The sequence below is a fragment of the Natrinema sp. SYSU A 869 genome, from assembly GCF_019879105.1.
GTDB lineage: Archaea > Halobacteriota > Halobacteria > Halobacteriales > Natrialbaceae > Natrinema.
In genome coordinates this window covers 3,676,223-3,693,226 of sequence record NZ_CP082249.1, presented here as the reverse complement: position 1 = coordinate 3,693,226, position 17,004 = coordinate 3,676,223, and the positions used below count along the sequence as shown (strand labels likewise).

The following is a 17,004-nucleotide window of genomic DNA, read 5'->3' as shown; positions in this document are numbered from 1 at the left end:
ACGGTTCGAGTCGAGGGCTCATATTTCTATGCGCACTCGCGTCCGCGAGCTCGTTCGCACTCCCAAGGTTTGCATCGTTTGCCCGAGACGTCCATCGACGTCCCTCGCTCGAGACCCTGCGCTCCTGTTGTGATCCTCTCCTTCCCTCGCTGCCGGAGCCCCGAAACGGCTCGAAACGGCCGGTAATAGAGTATTACGACTCGAGAAAGACAATACTGCCCGCTCGAAACAGTGTCGTCGATACGGACGGCTGGTCCGAGTGTCACTGCCGGATTTAGGGTCGAGATCGGTTTGCTGCACGATATGCTCTCGTTTCCTCGGAAAAGAGCTGGTTACGACCACGGCAACTGTCATCAATTCGTTCGTATATTCGTGAATGAATACCGGTAGATTGTGACCTAATCAACAGTGTTAGAAATATATTCTGTAAATTTAAGCCATAGCTCCAAGAAAAAGTTTATGAGTGTAAAGCGATGTTACGGACATGTATGGCGCAGAATCCCCGTACGTCCGAGACGGAATCTACTCCGACTGCAGGCCGTAATAGCGACTTAACCCGCCGTAACTACGTTCGCTCGCTCGCCGCCGTGGCGACTGCGGCGACTGCGATCGGTGGAGCTGGCACGGCAGCCGCCCAGGACGACTACGAGGTCATTGAAGCAGAAGGACAGACGATCACCATCGATGCCGGTGAGACGTGGGAGAACAAGCTCATCGACATGACGACCGGCCAGGACATCATCATCACCGCCCACAGCAGTGACTGGACGATCCGAAACATCGGCTTCAAGGGCGAGAACACCTCCGGCACCGGGTCCGCTACGTTCGGTATCTCCGATACGGGCAACGGCACTAGCACCATCGAGAACGTCTACCTCGGTGACGGCTCGAGCGCCGGTAACGGCAATCCGAACGGCCACGGGCAGACGGCCTTCTGGGTCGCTCCGGACCACAACGGTCACATCGACTTCGAGAACGTCAACATCCAGAACTTCGCGGACAACGCGATCTACGGCTCTGCCCCCGGGAACAAGGGCGGCGGGACGATCCACATCGACAGCACCTTCGCCGCGAACTGTTACGTCTCGCACTTCCGACTGGCCACCGAAGGGAGCAAGGTCACGAACTCGAGCGTCTACGTCGACAGCAGTCACGGCTACGTCGGCCGCGGTATCTGGGGCTGGGCCCCAGGGACGATCGAGGTCGAGGGCTGCCAGATCGAGATGAACGGGCAGAACACCGCCATCGACGCCGGCGCGAACGGAAGTCCGACTGAGATCAACGTCACGGACTCCGATTACGACGAACAAGCCGGCGTCGCGAAACACGCCGGTTCGACCGTCCAGCTCGGCGACAGCGTCGGCACCGACCCCAAGGCGTTCATCCCGCAGGGCGTCCCGACGAGTCCCGAAGAAGCAGCATCCGGTTCGCAGAACTGACGACGCGACCCGCTCTCGAGGAACCCCGACCCGTTGACGCGAACGCATCCCTCCCCCGCTGACGCAGCCCTCCCCACCCCACCACGCACACATCGTTGCGGTCCCGTTGACGCAATTTTCGCGTATGGCCTCGATACGCGGCAGCCACTATACGCGACCGTTTTTCACGTCTCGTTTTTCGCAACTCGTTCCGAAACAGGAGCACCGACAACTGTATCGTTTCTCTCCTCGACCGGCCACCGGTATCGACTGCGAACGTGCGACGGTTCCGTTCGACGCTATTGGCCCAGCGAGCGGCCGGCAATCCGTGGCCATGCTCGAGAACGCCAGTCGTCGTTCGATCCCAGCTTGATCGACCGGCTGCAATCGATGGCCGCCAGACCCGGGAAGTGAACCACACGAGCTGATGACAAACAGTATCGCAGAGTAGCAGCGAAGCGGTAATACCGTATTACTCGCTGAATTACCCGGATCTCGACGGCGAGTGCGTAGTTCGCGTGAACAGCGGTTCCGTCTGCGGATCTCTCGAGCGCTCGAGACGCTTCCGAGACGCCGGGGAACCGTGATTGAACGGCTCTCGAGTGCTGTAAATCGAATGAGAACGAGTAAAACGAGCGCGAGTCGGGCCGATCACTGATACCGCATCGCAACGTATCGATGCCGCGTCAGTTACGACGTTGTCTATTGTTCGCGCGCGTTGTATTGAACGTCGACCGTCGCGTCACCGAGGATCGTGAAGTCCTCGATATCGCCGTCGAACCAGTAGGCGTCGAGCCAGTTGCCGACGCCACCGCGGACCGTCGTCTCCTCGACGATGTCGTTCTCATCGACCGACGCGTCGCGGTACTCGGCCTGAATGACCTTTCCGTCGATGCGGAACGAATACGTGCTCGGCTTGGACGCTTCGGTACCGTCGAAGACGATCGCGTGGGGCAGCAGTTCGGGATCGCCATACTCCTCGAGGTCGATCTCTTCGCCGTCGACCGTGATGGTTGGCGTCCCATTGGTCAGCGTCACGTCGGTCAGCGTTCCGGAGAAGCGAAAGCGGATGCTGTCGTCGGTGACGGAGCTCTGGACCGTCGATCCGGAGATCGTCGTCGCTTCGTCTTCGGGCTCCTCGTCGGAAGCGAGTTCGATCGTCCCGTCGACCGTGATCTCGAATCCGACCGGGTCCCCCGACCCCTCTACCTCGAGGACGTGCGGGAGGTCGTCGCCGAAGTCCGAGGGATCGATCTGCTCACCGTTGACTGAAACCGTTCCCGGCCCGTCGACGGTCAGCTCTTCGATCTCACCGCTGAACAGGAACGCGTCCTTCCAGTCGGCAACGCCGCCGTAGATGGTGCCGTCCTCAATGGCATCCTCGTCGTCGATCGAAGCGCCGTCGTAGCTGCTCCGTTCGGCCTCACCGCTGACGGTGAACTCGTAGCGGGTCGCGTCCTCGTCGCTCCCATTGATAACGACGATATTGTCCAGAATGTCGTCGATGTTTGCGGGGTCGATCTCGACGCCGTTGACCCGGACGGTCGCGTCGCCGTCGACCGACAGGCGCTCGATTTCGCCGTCGAAGCGGAACGCATCGAGGTAGTCGGCGACGGTACCGCTGGCGCGGGTGCCGTCGACCGAGGCCGCCTGGTCGATTGTCGCGTTTTCGTCAGTGCTCGCTTCGACCGCCTCGCTGACGATGAACTCGTAGCTCGTGGCGTCCGACGTGCCGTTCCCATCGAAAACGATCGTATTCGCCAGTGATGAGTCGTTGGGATCGTCTTTCGTGGGTTCGTCGGTGGGCGGGCTACTGGACGAACCGCCGCTCGCGGCCTCCTCTGCGGAGGTCGGAACGCCCTCGGGCATCGAGAGATCGGGGTTCGAGCCGAGCCCGCTCCCGCGATTGAGCCGGATGTCACCGCGCTGGCTGATGCCGTCGAACTGTGTATCCTTGACGCTGATCCGCGTCGTCTCGCCGTTCCGACCGAGGTGGATCGCGTCGTTGTACGAGCCGGAACTGAAGTCACAGCCCGAGACCTCCATCTGTCCGGGGTTCCAGCCCCAGAAACACCGGCCGTTGTAGCGGCCGTTGCCGTCGTTGTACGCGACGGAGTCCGTACATTTCGAGCCGTCGGAGCTCAGCCGGTAGCTCGAGACGTAGTTGTTCGCCGCGTAGCAGCGATCGATGTGGACCGTGCCGCCGTTGCCGTTGTATCCGGGTGCGGACCCGTAAATCCCGTTGTTGGGCCAGTCCTGAACGTTGCAGTGTCGAATATCGATGTGACCGCTGTGCTCCGGAGCGACCCAGATCCCACACTGACCGTGGGAGCTGTAGCTGCTCGGGCGCACGCAGCCGTCACCCATGTAGACGTTTTCGATCGTCGACGTGTTGCCGTCGACGTCGGCCACCGCGATCGCGTGCTTGTCGTGGCTGTGGGTTCCGACGAAGCCGACGTTCCGGATCGTCCAGTTCGTCGACTCTCGAGCGTAAAGCCCGAACCAGTTACCGTTTGAAAAGTCGATGATCTTGTTCTCGAAGACCTCGCCGTCGTCGATGTTGTACCACTCGTTGGAGGCCTCGATGACCTCGTACTCCTCTGCGGCGGCCGCGGTGCCGGTCGCGAAACCGCCACCGACCACGGACGCCGCACCCGTCAGCTTCAGGTACGAGCGACGGTCGAGTAATTTGTTATTACCGGTCGTATCCCCGTTTTTGGGGATATTACCCGCAGAATCGTCGTCATCCAATACCGAATTGTCGCGTGCCATGCATTCGGTTAAGGATAATATGCCACCATAAACTTTCCGCTTATATCTGTATAAATAAACAGAATTCAGGCGTTCATCGATATTTGTTGTTTAATATATTGAATTGGAGTATGGATGTCTTATATTGGAACCGCGGTACTGCGGCGTGGTAATAGCTAGTTAGCGACGTTTCCTCCGTATACACTGACACTCTCGGCTGTCGATCAGTCAAGAATTACTGGCAACAAACATATCTCGGTTTAAGGCGACTATCAATAGTCGAACTATCAAAATTGTCTGTATATTCGCTCCAGATAACTATCAGTCTTTGAGGGCAAAGACAGATCCATCGCTTTCGAGATACGACAGTGGGCGCTGCTACGGGACAGCAAGTGACGACTCGCCGGACGACTTGAGCGCCTCCGATCGAACCGGGCATGAAAGCGGCAGAAAATCGAATCACCGTCGCCGAGAGCCAGCGAGACAGCTCAGATATGGGCCGTGAGCTCGTAGATATCGATCAGACCGCTCGCGACGGAGAGCACTGCCCAGACTGCGACGCCGGCGGCGATGACGGCGAGCAGGGTGATGAGTCCGGTGACGAACGGCTGCAACACGACGACGGCGGCGATCATCGCGACCGTCACGCCGCCGGCCGCCACGATTGATGTAGCGAGTCGCCGCCAGTGCAATTCGAGTTCCTGATCGATGAGATAGACGTTGTAGCACACCATGAGGCCATAACAGAGCGCCGTCGATGTCGCCGCGCCGACGACACCGATTGCCGGGATCAACACGAGGTTCAGCCCGAAGTTCAGCGCGCCGGTGAGACCCTTCCCGAGCGCGCGTTCGGTCGCCCGACCCAGGTAATCGAGGCTATCGTTGGTGATCTTGTCGATCGCCTGGAACAGGACGAAGGCGCTGAACACCTGCAGGACGGGTGCGGCACCGGTGTACTCGTTACCGAAGACGAACCGAACTCCGGGTTCCGCCAGGAGAACGATCCCAGCGACCGCCGGCAGGTACAATAGGAGGACGTACTCGAGCGACTGTTCGTACACTCGAGCGGCGCGCTCGAGTTGCTCGGACGATTTGTGCTCGCCGAACGTCGGCGCGACGGTAAAGCCGAGTGAGTCGGCGGGTGCGATCACGAACGTCGAGATCTGTTTGGCGAGTTCGTAGAAGCCGACCGCGACCGGCGTCAGGAAGAACCCGACCATTAGTGTGTCGACGCGCTTGTACAGTACGTTTGCGCCCTGCGAGGCCGTCAGCGGCAGACTGTACCTGCCGATCCGTTTCGAGAGGCCGGGTTCGGCGGACTCGGACGCGGGGTACGACGAGAGGAGCCGATAGAAGAAGTATCCGCCGACGACGACGGACACCAGATAGCCGGCGACGAAGCCGGCCAGCGCACCGTACGCGCCGAATCCGGCGGCCAGAAAGAGCACGATGAAGCCGAGTCGGCCGACGCTCGAGACCGTACTGGTCGCCGCGGTCAGAGTGACCTTGCCAAAACCCTGGAACGCGATCAGCAGGTAGCCGTGAGCGACCTTGACGACGATGAAGACGATCCCGAGCGCCAGCAGCGGCTCTAACCGCGGCTCGCCGTACGCGGCCGCGATCGCGTCGCGAAAGAAGAAGAACAGGACGCAGACGAGTCCGACGGTGACGACGTTGAACGCGATCGACGAGCGGACGATGTAACGGATCTGGGAGTCGTCCGTTTCCCGATACTCCGTGACGAACTTCGCCATCGATTTCGGAATGCCGAGGGTTCCAAAGAGGGTCGCGATCGAGAAAACCGCGATGGCGAGGAAGATGAGGCCGTACTCGTCGGGCGAGAGGAACACCCGCGTGAGTAACAGGGTGATGGCCCCCTGTGCGCCGAGTCGAAGCAGTTCAGCGCCGAACGTGGCTTTGACTCCGCGGACGATACGCTGTGAGAGTGACATTGTAAGCGATGAACAGGTGCGGCTAGCAGCGGTCGGTTAGAAGTCAACCGGGACGGACTCCTCGTCCGTCCCCGTCTCCACTGTTTCGGTTCCGTCCGCCGCGTCGACCGCCGCCGCGTCCCCCTCGTGGTGGAGCTGGGCGGCGTCGCGGATGGTCTCCATGATGCGGATCGTCCACTTCGACTGCTCGAGGGGCACCGGCACGTCGGCGTCGCCCTCGATTGCGTCGACGAACCCGTCGAAGATCGCACAGTGTGAGTTCGTCTCCGTCTCCGCCTCCCAGCTGTCGTCGAACCGGGAGGTGGCGACGGACTTCGCGTTCTCGAGGGTGCTGGTGACCTGGGCAAGCGAGACGTCAAGGCTCTTCTTCGAGCGGGCGATGACCGACGACGTGTAATCCTCGTCGACCTCGTAGAGCGATTGGTTGATCTCGTCGACCACGAGCGACTTTTCGGAGCCGGTGATCACGTGGAGGCGCTGGGGGAGCGTCCCCGAGAGCATCGTCACGTTACAGAGCGCGCCGTCTTCGGAGACGTATTGGGCCTGTGCCTGGTCGTACTCGAAGTCCTCCTCGTAGTGCTCCGAGAGAACGGTCTGTGCGGAGACGTCGTCGTCGCGTTCCGGCCAGCCGCCGATACCGAGAACCGAGTAGATCGGATGCGGAAGTCCTTCCTCAAACTCGCCGCCAGGCAGTTCGAACACCCACGATCCCCGGTTGACTTGATCGGGCGGCGTCAGTCCCGCATAGAGGGTGTCCACGGACTTGACGTGGCCGAGTTCGCCGGCGTCGATCAGCTCCCGGGCCTTGCGGACCGCCGGATAGAACAGGTGGTTGTGAATGACTGTTACGGGCGTCTCATGCTCTCGAGAGAGCGTCTGGAGTTGTTCGACCTCCTCGGCGGTGACGGTAGCGGGTTTCTCGATGATGACGGCGACGCCGGCTTCAATCGCCTGCCGGGCGATGTCGAAGTGCGTCTGGACCGGCGTGCACACGTGCAGACAATCGAGTTCGTCGAGGAGTTCCGTAAAGTCCGTCACTGCCATCGTCCCGAACTCCCTGGCCCGCTCCCTGGCCAGTTCCTCGTCGAGGTCACAGACTGCGACCAGTTCCATCTCAGGGTTGTTCTGCGCTCCCGCGAGGTGGGCCCGCGAGACCGTTCCTGCGCCGACGACTGCGGTTCGAACGACCATGAAAGAGCGGACACTACTTCGGTCATTAGTTTTAGTCCGATTACTTCACGAACGCTAACTCGGTCTCGACGCACCGACCGGGTATGGACCTGTTACCTGGGGTGATGGTCGTCCCTGCCGGTACCGGACGAGACACTGAGCCGGAGTCGGAATACGTGAAATAGCTACCCTAGTCGAGTTGCGACTCGAGGACGAATTCATCCGAGAGCGGAGTATCGACAGCCGAGACGGCACGGTTTGAAAGGCGGCTCCCGCGCCGGGAACAGCTGCTGGCACGCGACTGTTCCGGTATCGGATGACGGTCGTCGGGAGCCAATTGGACGTACGTAACCGGATGATAAAACCTTCTCAGCGATCCGATAGCAGCGGTCGCCGAAATCGGGTGTAACGATCATGTCAATCGTAGAACGCGTGCGTTCGAGTGGCGATCGCACTGACCGTGTGAGATGGTTCTACCGGTGATCGTGTCGGTCACTCGATCGAATCAGCGGTCGATAAACGAAGTGGTACTCGAGGAGACGTGAGCGGACAGCGCGGGCGAGAATAGCCATCAGCGATTAGGACACGGAGCACCGTCCGAATGTCGGGTCACTCGATCCGGGACAGTTTGCCGTCGACGTTGCGTTCCTGCGAACGGTTCTGGACGACATGAGCGATCGAGAGACAGAAAAAGGCGACGACGACGACGCCAGCGAGGCCGAGCATCGGGACGGCCGATAGCAGCGGCGTGCCGAGGGCCGCCGCACCGAGGAGGACAGCGCCGACCACGCTGAGGCCGGCATACCATCGGTCCCACCGGTCCTGGCGGTGGCTGTCCGTGTCGAGATACATCATCAGCAGGTCGGCGTTATCGGCCAGCGAGATCAAGCCTCGGTCCTGGTCGTACTCGACGATACCGGCATCGTCCATCTTCGGCAGGTGGGTCTGGTAGAGGGCGACATAGACGCGTTTCCGTTGATCGGAACTGAGCGCGTTGACCTCGGTATCGTTCTCCCAGGCGGCGATCTGTTCGGCGAGTTCACCGAGAGTGACTGTTTCGTCGGCTTCGAGCAAGTACGCGAGGACTTCTCGGCGACGGCGATTCTTTAAGAGCTCAAAAATGACGTCCTTCGAGAGACGCTCATCCTCGTCTGCGTCGGCGACTGAGGCGATCTCGTCGGGCAGCGACGTATCGATTGAGGACATTACGACGACCCTCCGGTTGTAGAGACTCCATTCGAGCTCGGTGCCCTCCGGACCCGCTCCCCGTCACCGGAGCGTTGTCCCGACGGCGACCGCTGTACGTTCGAACGGCGAGTCGAAATCACGATTGACACACCAGGTTGTACACCAACAGAGATACTCTTAAACACGGCCACGTTTCGCACCGTCTGCAAAGGGGGTACGGAACGACTTCCCGATAGGATCGGCGGGAGACCTGCCCAACGCCGGGGCTGGCGATTACGGTCGCTGTTGAAATCGATCGGTATCTGTCGATTGTATCCGTATATCGATAGCGTACGAGCGACCGACTCGATGGGAGACCAAATACGAGTGTGGTCCCGTGGACTGATTACCAACACAGCACTGGTACCGAAGGTTCGAACCAACCAACATAAAGTCGAACGACAGTTCACAGCCGAACGACGGATTTACTTCATGAACAGGTGATTTACGTCGTCGACTCGTCACAACAATCGCCACGTTTCATGTGGCATGTGTGCATTGGTCACGATGGGTCGAAACGACCGATCCGCGGTCGTTTCACCCGGACACGACCGATGGGACACGGTCTCGGTACGGCCGCCACCCCTGTTTGCTCGAGGCAGCTGGCGGTCGTATCGATCATCTTCCGTTCTCTCTTCGGGCGGTGACAGCCATACCGTCGGCTGTTCTCAGTCGTGTAAGCGGACTCCCGCCGATTCTGGGTATGTGATTCACCGCAAACGGGCCGGCGAACTACCACGCAAACTGACAGCCGGCAGCGTCGTAAGTCGGTGTTTCCCGCGAAACCATGTGAACCCCTTACAGTGCCGGCACGGTTTCTTCCGGCTACTGATGACGCGGTCTATCATCGATCAACACAGCACCGAATCACAGTCCGAGGAGGTGGAGACCGGTCTGTGTCCCGACTGCGAGACCGACACGGTCGTCCACGATCCGGACCGCGGTGAGCAAGTCTGTAAGGAGTGTGGCCTCGTCCTTACCGAGGATCCCATCGATTACGGGCCAGAGTGGCGGGCGTTCAACGCACAGGAGCACGACGAACTGTCGCGCGTCGGCGCGCCACTGACTCAGTCGATGCACGACCGGGGGCTGACGACGACCATCGACTGGCGCAACAAGGACGCCAATGGCCACTCGATGTCGGCCGACAAACACGGCCAACTCCATCGACTCCGGGTCTGGCAGGAGCGAATTCGAACGAAGAACGCGGGCGAACGAAACCTCAAGTACGCCCTCTCGGAAATCGACCGAATGGTAAGCGCGTTAGGCGTCCCCAAGCCCGTCAAGGAGACTGCAAGCGTCATCTACCGACAGGCGCTCGAGCAGGACCTCATCCGGGGCCGGTCGATCGAAGGCGTTGCGACCAGCGCGCTCTACACCGCGTGTCGGAAAGAAGACATTCCGCGCAGTCTCGAGGAAGTAACCGCTGTTTCACGTGTCGATCAGCGTGAGATCGGCCGTACTTACCGGTACATTGCGGACGAACTAGACATTAACCTCGAGCCGACAAACCCCCGGCAGTTCGTCCCGCGGTTCTGTTCGGAACTGGACGTCGACAAGGACGTCGAGACGAAAGCCATCGAGATCATCGACCGAACGACCGAGCAGGGGCTGCACTCAGGGAAATCACCGACCGGGTTCGCCGCCGCGGCCATCTACGCCGCCGGCCTCCTCTGTGACGAGACCATCCCGCAGCGAGCGGTCGCCGACACCGCCCAGACGACCGTCGTCACTGTCCGGAACCGATATCGGGAACAGCTCGAGGCGATCGATCAGCAGCCCGCTACATGATCGACCGCTCGTCCTCGCCCCCGCTCTCGGTGTAGAGGGCTTCGTCGGCCAACGCGTGGAGGTTGGCGTAGGGCACGAACGCAATGAACTCGTCGTCATCGCCGTAGAGTTCGACGCCGTTCTCAGTCTTGTCGTACCGGTCGCATTCGATCTGTCCCTCGGGGAGGATCGCGCGGTACATACTGGCTATCCATGCCGTCCAGTCAGATATAGCTATCCCGGAACGACAGAAGAGATCAACGAAGCGCTTGACGTCGTTCCCGTTGGATGGACAGTGGCGGATCTTCTCCCCCGGATCCCGAGGGAGACGATGGGATTCCACGCGGACGGAGAACCGGTTGATAATCCTGCCGAGCTGTTCGGATCGAGCGTGGGGCTATCCTTCCATAACCTCGACGAGGTGCTACAAGAGTGAAAGAGACTGTACGAAGGTATTTCCGCACCAGTCAGAAAACATACACTGACTATGTCTAAATACCGGCGTGAAGCACTTTGGCACTTCCTCCTATCGTCACCGCCAGCGCCGGCTGCGTGAGCTTCAACGGCGAATCCGACGAGTGGGAACTCGACCGGGAACGGCTCAGGTGGCGATACGAAACCGACGGCCGCGTATCCGCATCGCCAGTTCTCAGTGACGGACATCTCTACGTCGGCAGTCACGACGGGTATCTTCGGTCGCTCAATCCGGCGAGGGGATCTCTCAACTGGAAGTTCGATACTGGCGATCAGATCTGGTCCGCCTCGACAGTCCACGAGAAGGTACTCTATACCGGCAGTGAAGGCGAGGGGCTCTACGCTATCGACATCGACGGCCGTGAACGATGGCAGTTTCGGGCAGATGACAGCATCGGATCGACGCCAACAGTAGTGAACGGAATAGTGTACATTGGAAGTTACGATGGGAACGTGTACGCTGTGGATACGGAGACAGCGGTAGAGCAGTGGTCGTATCAAACGGGAGACGGCATCGTCTCCAGACCGACGATACACGACGGAACGGTCTACATCGGGAGTAGAGCCAACTCGCTTTCTGCGCTCAATGCGGACGACGGCACGTTCATCTGGAAGTACGGTACAGGTGACTACGTGTCAGTCGACGCTGCTGTCGACGGTGACCGCATCCTCTTCGGTTCGGCTGACAAACATTTCTACGCAGTAAATCGCCATGACGGAAGTCTCGTCTGGTCACGAGAGGTCGACGGGGGAATCAATTCCTCTCCGGCTATCTCCGATGGTACCGTCTACTTTGGGACGTACGGCAGGACGTTCTACGCGCTCGAGACGGAGACAGGAGATATTCGCTGGACGAGCGACAAACCGATCGGGACGATCAACTGCGATCCGATAGTCGTCGACGGAACTGTCTTCGTCGGGGACCTCCGAGGACATCTCCGCGCGTTCGACGCATCGACGGGCGATCAACTGTGGACGTACCGAACCGGCAACGCAGTCCACTCGACTCCCATCGTCACCGACGACACGATCTACTTCGGCAGTAACGATGGCTACGTCTACGCCATCGAGCGACCGCCCTGATCGAGGGCTATCGATCGAGGGAGACCGCTCGAGTCCGTCCCCCGAGCGAAATCGGTTTATTAGCCCCGCCGCTACGACATGCCAGTGACCGACGAACGTTCTTCGCCGCCCTCCGACGAACAGCGAAGCGATCCCCACGACTCGAGCGACGGGGAGACGGCCGACGCCGACGCGACCTCCGACGAGAACGACGCCGACGCGACCGACGACGCCGACGAGTTCACCATCGCCGACTTCCACGACGCCAGCCAGCACGAGGGGCGGCCAGTGCTCACCGCCGCGGCCGTCTCCCGCGCGCTTGAGATGCCCCACGAGGAAGCGAATGAACACCTCGAGGAACTCGCCGAGCGCGGGGGCCTCGAGCGCCACGCCGTCTCGACGGATCCCGTGGTCTGGTACCCCACCGAACTCGAGGATCTGACCGATCGCGAGCGGGTGATTGTCTTCCCCAAACAGCGCGAGATCATCGTCGATCGACCGGACCAGTTCACCCGCGCACAGCTCTCCCAGTTTGCCCACCTCGCGGACGGGAACGGCGAGCAGGGCTATCGCTACGTCGTCCGGCCGGAGGACGTCTGGGGGACGCCACACGACTCGTTCGAAGACCTCGCCCGGACGATGCGGCAGGCACTCGGCCAGCGCGCCGAGAAACTCGAGGACTGGGTCGAGAGCCAGTGGGATCGCGCCCACCAGTTCCGGCTGGCGACGCACGAGGACGGCTACACCGTTCTCGAGGCCCAGAGCCCGGAGATCATGGGTAACGTCGCCCGCCAGAAGCTCGACGAGGAACACGTCCATGCGCCGATTTCCGAAACCGAAGACTGGGTTCAGGAGGGCTCGGAGGCCGCAATCAAGCGTATCCTCTACGAGGCCGGCTATCCGGTCCAGGATCATCGCGAACTCGAGTCCGGCGAGGAACTGCCGATCGATCTCGAGGTTCGACTGCGGGACTACCAGCGGACCTGGGTCGATCACTTCGCCGAGGCCGGCGAGGGCGTCTTCGTCGGCCCACCCGGAAGTGGGAAGACGGTAGCCGCGATGGGTGCGATGGCCCACGTCGACGGCGAAACACTCGTGCTCGTGCCGAGCCGCGATCTCGCACAGCAGTGGGCCGATACGATTGTCGAGTACACCTCGCTCGAGCCCCACCAGATCGGGCAGTACCACGGCGGCCGGAAGGAGGTGCGGCCAGTGACGATCGCGACCTACCAGATCGCGGGGATGGACCGCCACCGCTCGCTGTTCGACGACCGCGAGTGGGGCTCGTTATTTTCGACGAATGTCAGCACGTCCCCTCGGACGTCTACCGGCGCAGCACGCATCTCCAGTCCAAACACCGACTCGGGCTCTCTGCCAGTCCCATTCGGGAAGATGACCGCCAGAAGGAGATTTTCACCCTCGTCGGGCCGCCGATCGGCACCGACTGGGAGGCGCTGTTCGACGCAGGCCACGTCGCCGAACCCGAACTCGAGATCCGTTACGTGCCGTGGGGCGACGATGAACAAGCGAATGCCTACGGCTCGGCCGACGGCCAGGAGAAGTACCGGATCGCCGCGCGCAACCGGGGCAAGATCGACGAAGTTCGGTACCTGCTGTCGGCCCACCCCGACTCGAAGGCACTCGTCTTCGTCGACTACTTAGAGCAGGGCCGGGAGCTATCCGAAGCGCTCGACGTGCCCTTCCTCAGCGGGGAGACGCCCCACCACGAGCGCCGGCGACTACTCGACGAGTTCCGGCGCAACGAACGCGACCTGTTGCTCATTTCCCGAGTCGGCGACGAGGGGATCGACCTGCCGACGGCCGATCTAGCGATCGTCGCCTCCGGGCTGGGCGGGTCCCGCCGGCAGGGCACGCAGCGAGCCGGCCGAACGATGCGGCCCGCGGGCGGCGCGCTCGTCTACGTGCTCGCGACGCGAGGCACGCGCGAAGAAGACTTCGCCCGGAAACAGCTCCAGCATCTGGGCCGCAAAGGAATGACGATCCGCGAGCAGGCGGTCGACCGCGGCGAGGACTGATCGGACTCGAGGGGAGACGGACCCCCAGAATCCCCCATCACGGCGGATCGGTGGTTTCGGACCGAAATCGAACGCAGGCACGAGGCCAATATTGAAGGTCGCGTATTCGGACTGTACTGATAGTATGAACGAGCCGCGCACCATCGGGGTGGGGAGTCGGTGAGCGACCAGTCCCAGCAGCGTCAGATTCTCGTCGGTGAAACGGACGACGGCGCGGACCTGAGGCTACCCGTCGTCGAACTCCTTACTGGCCGCGGGTTCGTCACCGGCAAGTCCGGGTCGGGGAAGTCGAACACCGCGTCGGTGATCGCCGAGGAACTGCTCGAGGCTGGCTATCCACTCCTCATCGTCGACACGGACGGAGAGTACTACGGGCTGAAAGAGGAGTATGAGATGCTCCACGCCGGAGCCGACGAGGAGTGTGACATCCAGATCGGGCCGGAACACGCCGAACAGATGGCGACGCTGGCCCTCGAGGAGAACGTGCCGGTCATCCTCGACGTCTCGGGGTATCTCGACGAGGACGTGGCGGACGAACTCCTGCGGAAGATCGCTCGCCAGCTCTTTATCAAGGAGAAGAAATTAAAGAAGCCGTTCCTGCTGGTCGTCGAGGAGGTCCACGAGTACATTCCGGAGGGTGGTGGCGTCGGCGAGACCGGGAACCTGCTGATCAAGATCAGCAAGCGCGGCCGCAAACACGGGCTGGGCATCGTCGGCATCAGCCAGCGGCCGGCCGACGTCAAGAAAGACTTCATCACGCAGGCGAACTGGCTGGTCTGGCACCGGCTGACCTGGGACAACGATACGAAGGTCGTTGGCCGGATCATCGACACCGAGTACTCGGAACTCGTCTCGGATCTCGGCGACGGGCAGGCGTTCGTCCAGACGGACTGGACCGAAGTTGACGTCCGGAAGATCCAGTTCCGCCGGAAGCGGACCTTCGACGCCGGGGCGACACCCGGTCTCGACGACTTCGAACGCCCCGAGCTCAAGTCCGTCTCCGATGCCCTAGTCGGCGACCTCCAGGACATCTCCGAGCGCAAGGAGCGCGAACAGGACCGGATCAACGAACTCGAGAACGAACTCGAGAAACGGGAGAAACGGATCGAGACGCTGGAGGACGAACTCGCCTCGGCGCGGGACGTCTCGAGTGCGGCCAGACAGATGGCCGATGCTCTGCAGAACACGGACACGATCCAGTCGGAGCTCCCGGGGTCCGACGAGGACCTGCGCCGACTCCACGAGGAGATTGCAGAACTCGAAGCCGAGCGAGACGACCTCCAAGAGGACCTCGACGCGCGCGACGATCACATCGAGAGCCTCGAGGAGCAACTCGCGGATCGAGCGGCGGAAGTCGATCGGCTCCGAAACGAAACCAAGCAGTTGCGCGAGGTCGTCCGCGACCTCCAACGCGAGGAGCGTACCGAGCAGGTGACCGACGATGTGCCGAGCGGAGACGAGGGAAGCGACGCGGGCGACGAATCGTCGATCATCCAGGCCGGCGGTGACGACATTGAGTTCGGATATACGTCCGTTGACGAGGATGCGGAGTCGGCAACAGACGTCGCGGACGAGCCGGGATTCGTCGTCGCGGACGAGGAACGCGACCTGACGGAACTGCTCGAGACCCCGTGGATCAGCGAGCGGGTTACTCGCGCGTGTGATGGATCACAGTGTTCGACCGAAACGGCCGAGAAGATTCTCGGCGTGTTCGCGCGAAACGGGTCGCTCGAGACGGCGACCGTCGCCGCTCGGGTCGATCGGTCGAGAGTCGCGGTCCAGAGTCTCGTCTCGGAGCTCCGAACGGAAGGGTTGCTCGAGCGGTCCGGCGAACGGGCGTACGTGCTGGCCGACAACGTTCGGTCGGAACTGCCGGCCGTGGCCACGGACGACTAGCGGAGAACGCGGTCCCGATCGGACCGAGACAAGCGGAGGGAGCGGACTCATTTTGGAAGTCGATCGCCGACCGCCTCGATGGCCGACGGCTCGATTCCCTGGTGGACGGGGAGTGCAACGAGGTTGTCAGCGAGCCGGACCGATGTCTCGTAGGTTCCGTCCTCGCGAACGGCCTCGCGAAGGGTCGGCCAGGAGTGGGCACCGACGACGCCCAGATTCCCGAGTTCCGCGCGAAACGAATCCGAATCGGTCGCCCGGACCGGGAACTCGTACGGACTGATTCCCGCTGGAAGGTGCTCGTAGAGCGGGGTCACGTCCTCACGGTCGTCCAGGACGCGCTGCCAGACCCGGAAATTCTCCCGGCGGACGGTTCGGATCGCGTCCGGATCGGCGGCGTCTGCGACGACCGCCGAACACTTCGACATCGGAACTTTGGCCGCTTCGTATCGATTCACGGGATCCACGGACGAGGAGTCGTCGGCCCCGTCGGCGAGGACCGCCTCGACCGATCGATGCAGCGACGGGCTGATCTGGAGGACGCTTTCAGCGACGGAGGTGGCTACGAACCGGCAGTCAGTGGTCGCGATGCGATCCGATCTGCCGGCCAGCGACGAGGGAGAGAACCACTCGTTGACCGTCTCGCCCGTCCGGTAGAGGACGGCACCGTCGGGAACCGGAAGCAGTTTCCGCAACGTCGTGATGCCGAGGTCGCCGTGCGTTCCGAGCAGGGTTCCCTCGTGGACGCTGAGCGGTGAATGCGCGTTGTCGTCGATGTGGTAGCAGTCGTACTCGTCGGTCAGCGCGGCGATCCGATCAAGGCCGGGCTGGGGGAAGCCGAAGTAGTTGACCGACATGACGGCGGCGGTATCGTCGTCGATTCGCGCCTCGAGGTCGTCGAAGTCCGGCGCGAGCGACGCTTCGATGGCGTAGTACCGCGACTCGAGCCCGAGTTCGTGGAGCGGTTCGACGACGGCGGGCGAGAGGTAGGCGGGAACGACGACGTTCTCACCGGGTTCGACGAGTCCGGCAAGGCCGTCCCGGAGCGCGACTTTCCCGGACCCGTAGTACGTGTGCATGGTGCCGGGGGCGTGTCGGTCGACGAACGCGTCGATTCCTGCCCCTGGCTTCGAGAGCGACGCGTCGAACACGGAGGGAGTCGCATCGATCATAGAGAGCGGCGGTGTGGGAAGTCAGTAGTAGAGACGATCATCGACGTAACACGGAAACGGGCGCGGCCTTAGTGATAGG

10 protein-coding genes and 1 pseudogene are annotated in these 17,004 nt (G+C 61.7%); 5 read left to right on the top strand and 6 right to left on the bottom strand.

Annotated elements, in window-relative coordinates:
* The first annotated feature begins 488 nt into the window (after positions 1 to 488).
* On the top strand, positions 489 to 1,439 hold the full coding sequence (locus K6I40_RS26475; protein ID WP_222918373.1) for a hypothetical protein: 951 nt from the start codon (positions 489 to 491) through the stop codon (positions 1,437 to 1,439).
* 681 nt (positions 1,440 to 2,120) lie between these two features.
* On the opposite strand, the gene K6I40_RS26470 is transcribed toward K6I40_RS26475, so the two are convergent.
* From K6I40_RS26470 to K6I40_RS26455, 4 genes are all read right to left on the bottom strand, one after another.
* Positions 2,121 to 4,190: a right-handed parallel beta-helix repeat-containing protein gene (locus K6I40_RS26470; protein WP_222918372.1), complete on the bottom strand. Its 2,070-nt coding sequence runs from the start codon at positions 4,188 to 4,190 to the stop codon at positions 2,121 to 2,123.
* 467 nt (positions 4,191 to 4,657) lie between these two features.
* Positions 4,658 to 6,121, bottom strand: a complete 1,464-nt coding sequence (locus K6I40_RS26465; RefSeq protein WP_222918371.1) for a flippase — start codon at positions 6,119 to 6,121, stop codon at positions 4,658 to 4,660.
* 36 nt (positions 6,122 to 6,157) lie between these two features.
* Entirely contained in the window at positions 6,158 to 7,312 is a 1,155-nt protein-coding gene (locus tag K6I40_RS26460) for a Gfo/Idh/MocA family oxidoreductase (RefSeq protein ID WP_222918370.1), read from the bottom strand.
* Positions 7,313 to 7,900: 588 nt separating this feature from the next.
* Entirely contained in the window at positions 7,901 to 8,497 is a 597-nt protein-coding gene (locus tag K6I40_RS26455) for an ArsR family transcriptional regulator (protein WP_222918369.1), read from the bottom strand.
* Between the two features lie 852 nt (positions 8,498 to 9,349).
* On the opposite strand from K6I40_RS26455, the gene K6I40_RS26450 reads away from it, so the two are divergent.
* Entirely contained in the window at positions 9,350 to 10,309 is a 960-nt protein-coding gene (locus K6I40_RS26450) for a transcription initiation factor IIB (RefSeq protein ID WP_222918368.1), read from the top strand.
* Here K6I40_RS26450 and K6I40_RS26445 read toward each other — a convergent pair.
* Positions 10,302 to 10,490: a hypothetical protein gene (locus K6I40_RS26445; RefSeq protein ID WP_222918367.1), complete on the bottom strand. Its 189-nt coding sequence runs from the start codon at positions 10,488 to 10,490 to the stop codon at positions 10,302 to 10,304. The genes K6I40_RS26450 and K6I40_RS26445 overlap by 8 nt on opposite strands.
* 311 nt (positions 10,491 to 10,801) lie before the next feature.
* Here K6I40_RS26445 and K6I40_RS26440 point away from each other — a divergent pair, with 311 nt between their 5' ends.
* The 3 genes and pseudogenes from K6I40_RS26440 to K6I40_RS26430 all read left to right on the top strand — a co-directional run bounded on the left by K6I40_RS26440 (position 10,802) and on the right by K6I40_RS26430 (position 15,756).
* Positions 10,802 to 11,845, top strand: a complete 1,044-nt coding sequence (locus K6I40_RS26440; RefSeq protein WP_222918366.1) for a PQQ-binding-like beta-propeller repeat protein — start codon at positions 10,802 to 10,804, stop codon at positions 11,843 to 11,845.
* An 84-nt stretch (positions 11,846 to 11,929) separates the two neighbouring features.
* Positions 11,930 to 13,860, top strand: a pseudogene (locus K6I40_RS26435) (DEAD/DEAH box helicase).
* Between the two features lie 159 nt (positions 13,861 to 14,019).
* Complete coding sequence (locus K6I40_RS26430) at positions 14,020 to 15,756, top strand: DUF87 domain-containing protein (RefSeq protein WP_222918365.1); 1,737 nt, start codon at positions 14,020 to 14,022, stop codon at positions 15,754 to 15,756.
* 47 nt (positions 15,757 to 15,803) lie between these two features.
* Here K6I40_RS26430 and K6I40_RS26425 read toward each other — a convergent pair whose 3' ends face one another.
* Complete coding sequence (locus tag K6I40_RS26425) at positions 15,804 to 16,925, bottom strand: DegT/DnrJ/EryC1/StrS family aminotransferase (RefSeq protein WP_222918364.1); 1,122 nt, start codon at positions 16,923 to 16,925, stop codon at positions 15,804 to 15,806.
* Positions 16,926 to 17,004 lie beyond the last annotated feature (79 nt).

Bases quoted from the DNA above. Each gene is read 5' to 3' on its own strand.
- K6I40_RS26445 (WP_222918367.1), bottom strand. From the start codon at position 10,490: ATGTACCGCGCGATCCTCCCCGAGGGACAGATCGAATGCGACCGGTAC.
- K6I40_RS26475 (WP_222918373.1), top strand. From the start codon at position 489: ATGGCGCAGAATCCCCGTACGTCCGAGACGGAATCTACTCCGACTGCA.
- K6I40_RS26470 (WP_222918372.1), bottom strand. From the start codon at position 4,190: ATGGCACGCGACAATTCGGTATTGGATGACGACGATTCTGCGGGTAAT.
- K6I40_RS26425 (WP_222918364.1), bottom strand. From the start codon at position 16,925: ATGATCGATGCGACTCCCTCCGTGTTCGACGCGTCGCTCTCGAAGCCA.
- K6I40_RS26450 (WP_222918368.1), top strand. From the start codon at position 9,350: ATGACGCGGTCTATCATCGATCAACACAGCACCGAATCACAGTCCGAG.
- K6I40_RS26460 (WP_222918370.1), bottom strand. From the start codon at position 7,312: ATGGTCGTTCGAACCGCAGTCGTCGGCGCAGGAACGGTCTCGCGGGCC.
- K6I40_RS26455 (WP_222918369.1), bottom strand. From the start codon at position 8,497: ATGTCCTCAATCGATACGTCGCTGCCCGACGAGATCGCCTCAGTCGCC.
- K6I40_RS26465 (WP_222918371.1), bottom strand. From the start codon at position 6,121: ATGTCACTCTCACAGCGTATCGTCCGCGGAGTCAAAGCCACGTTCGGC.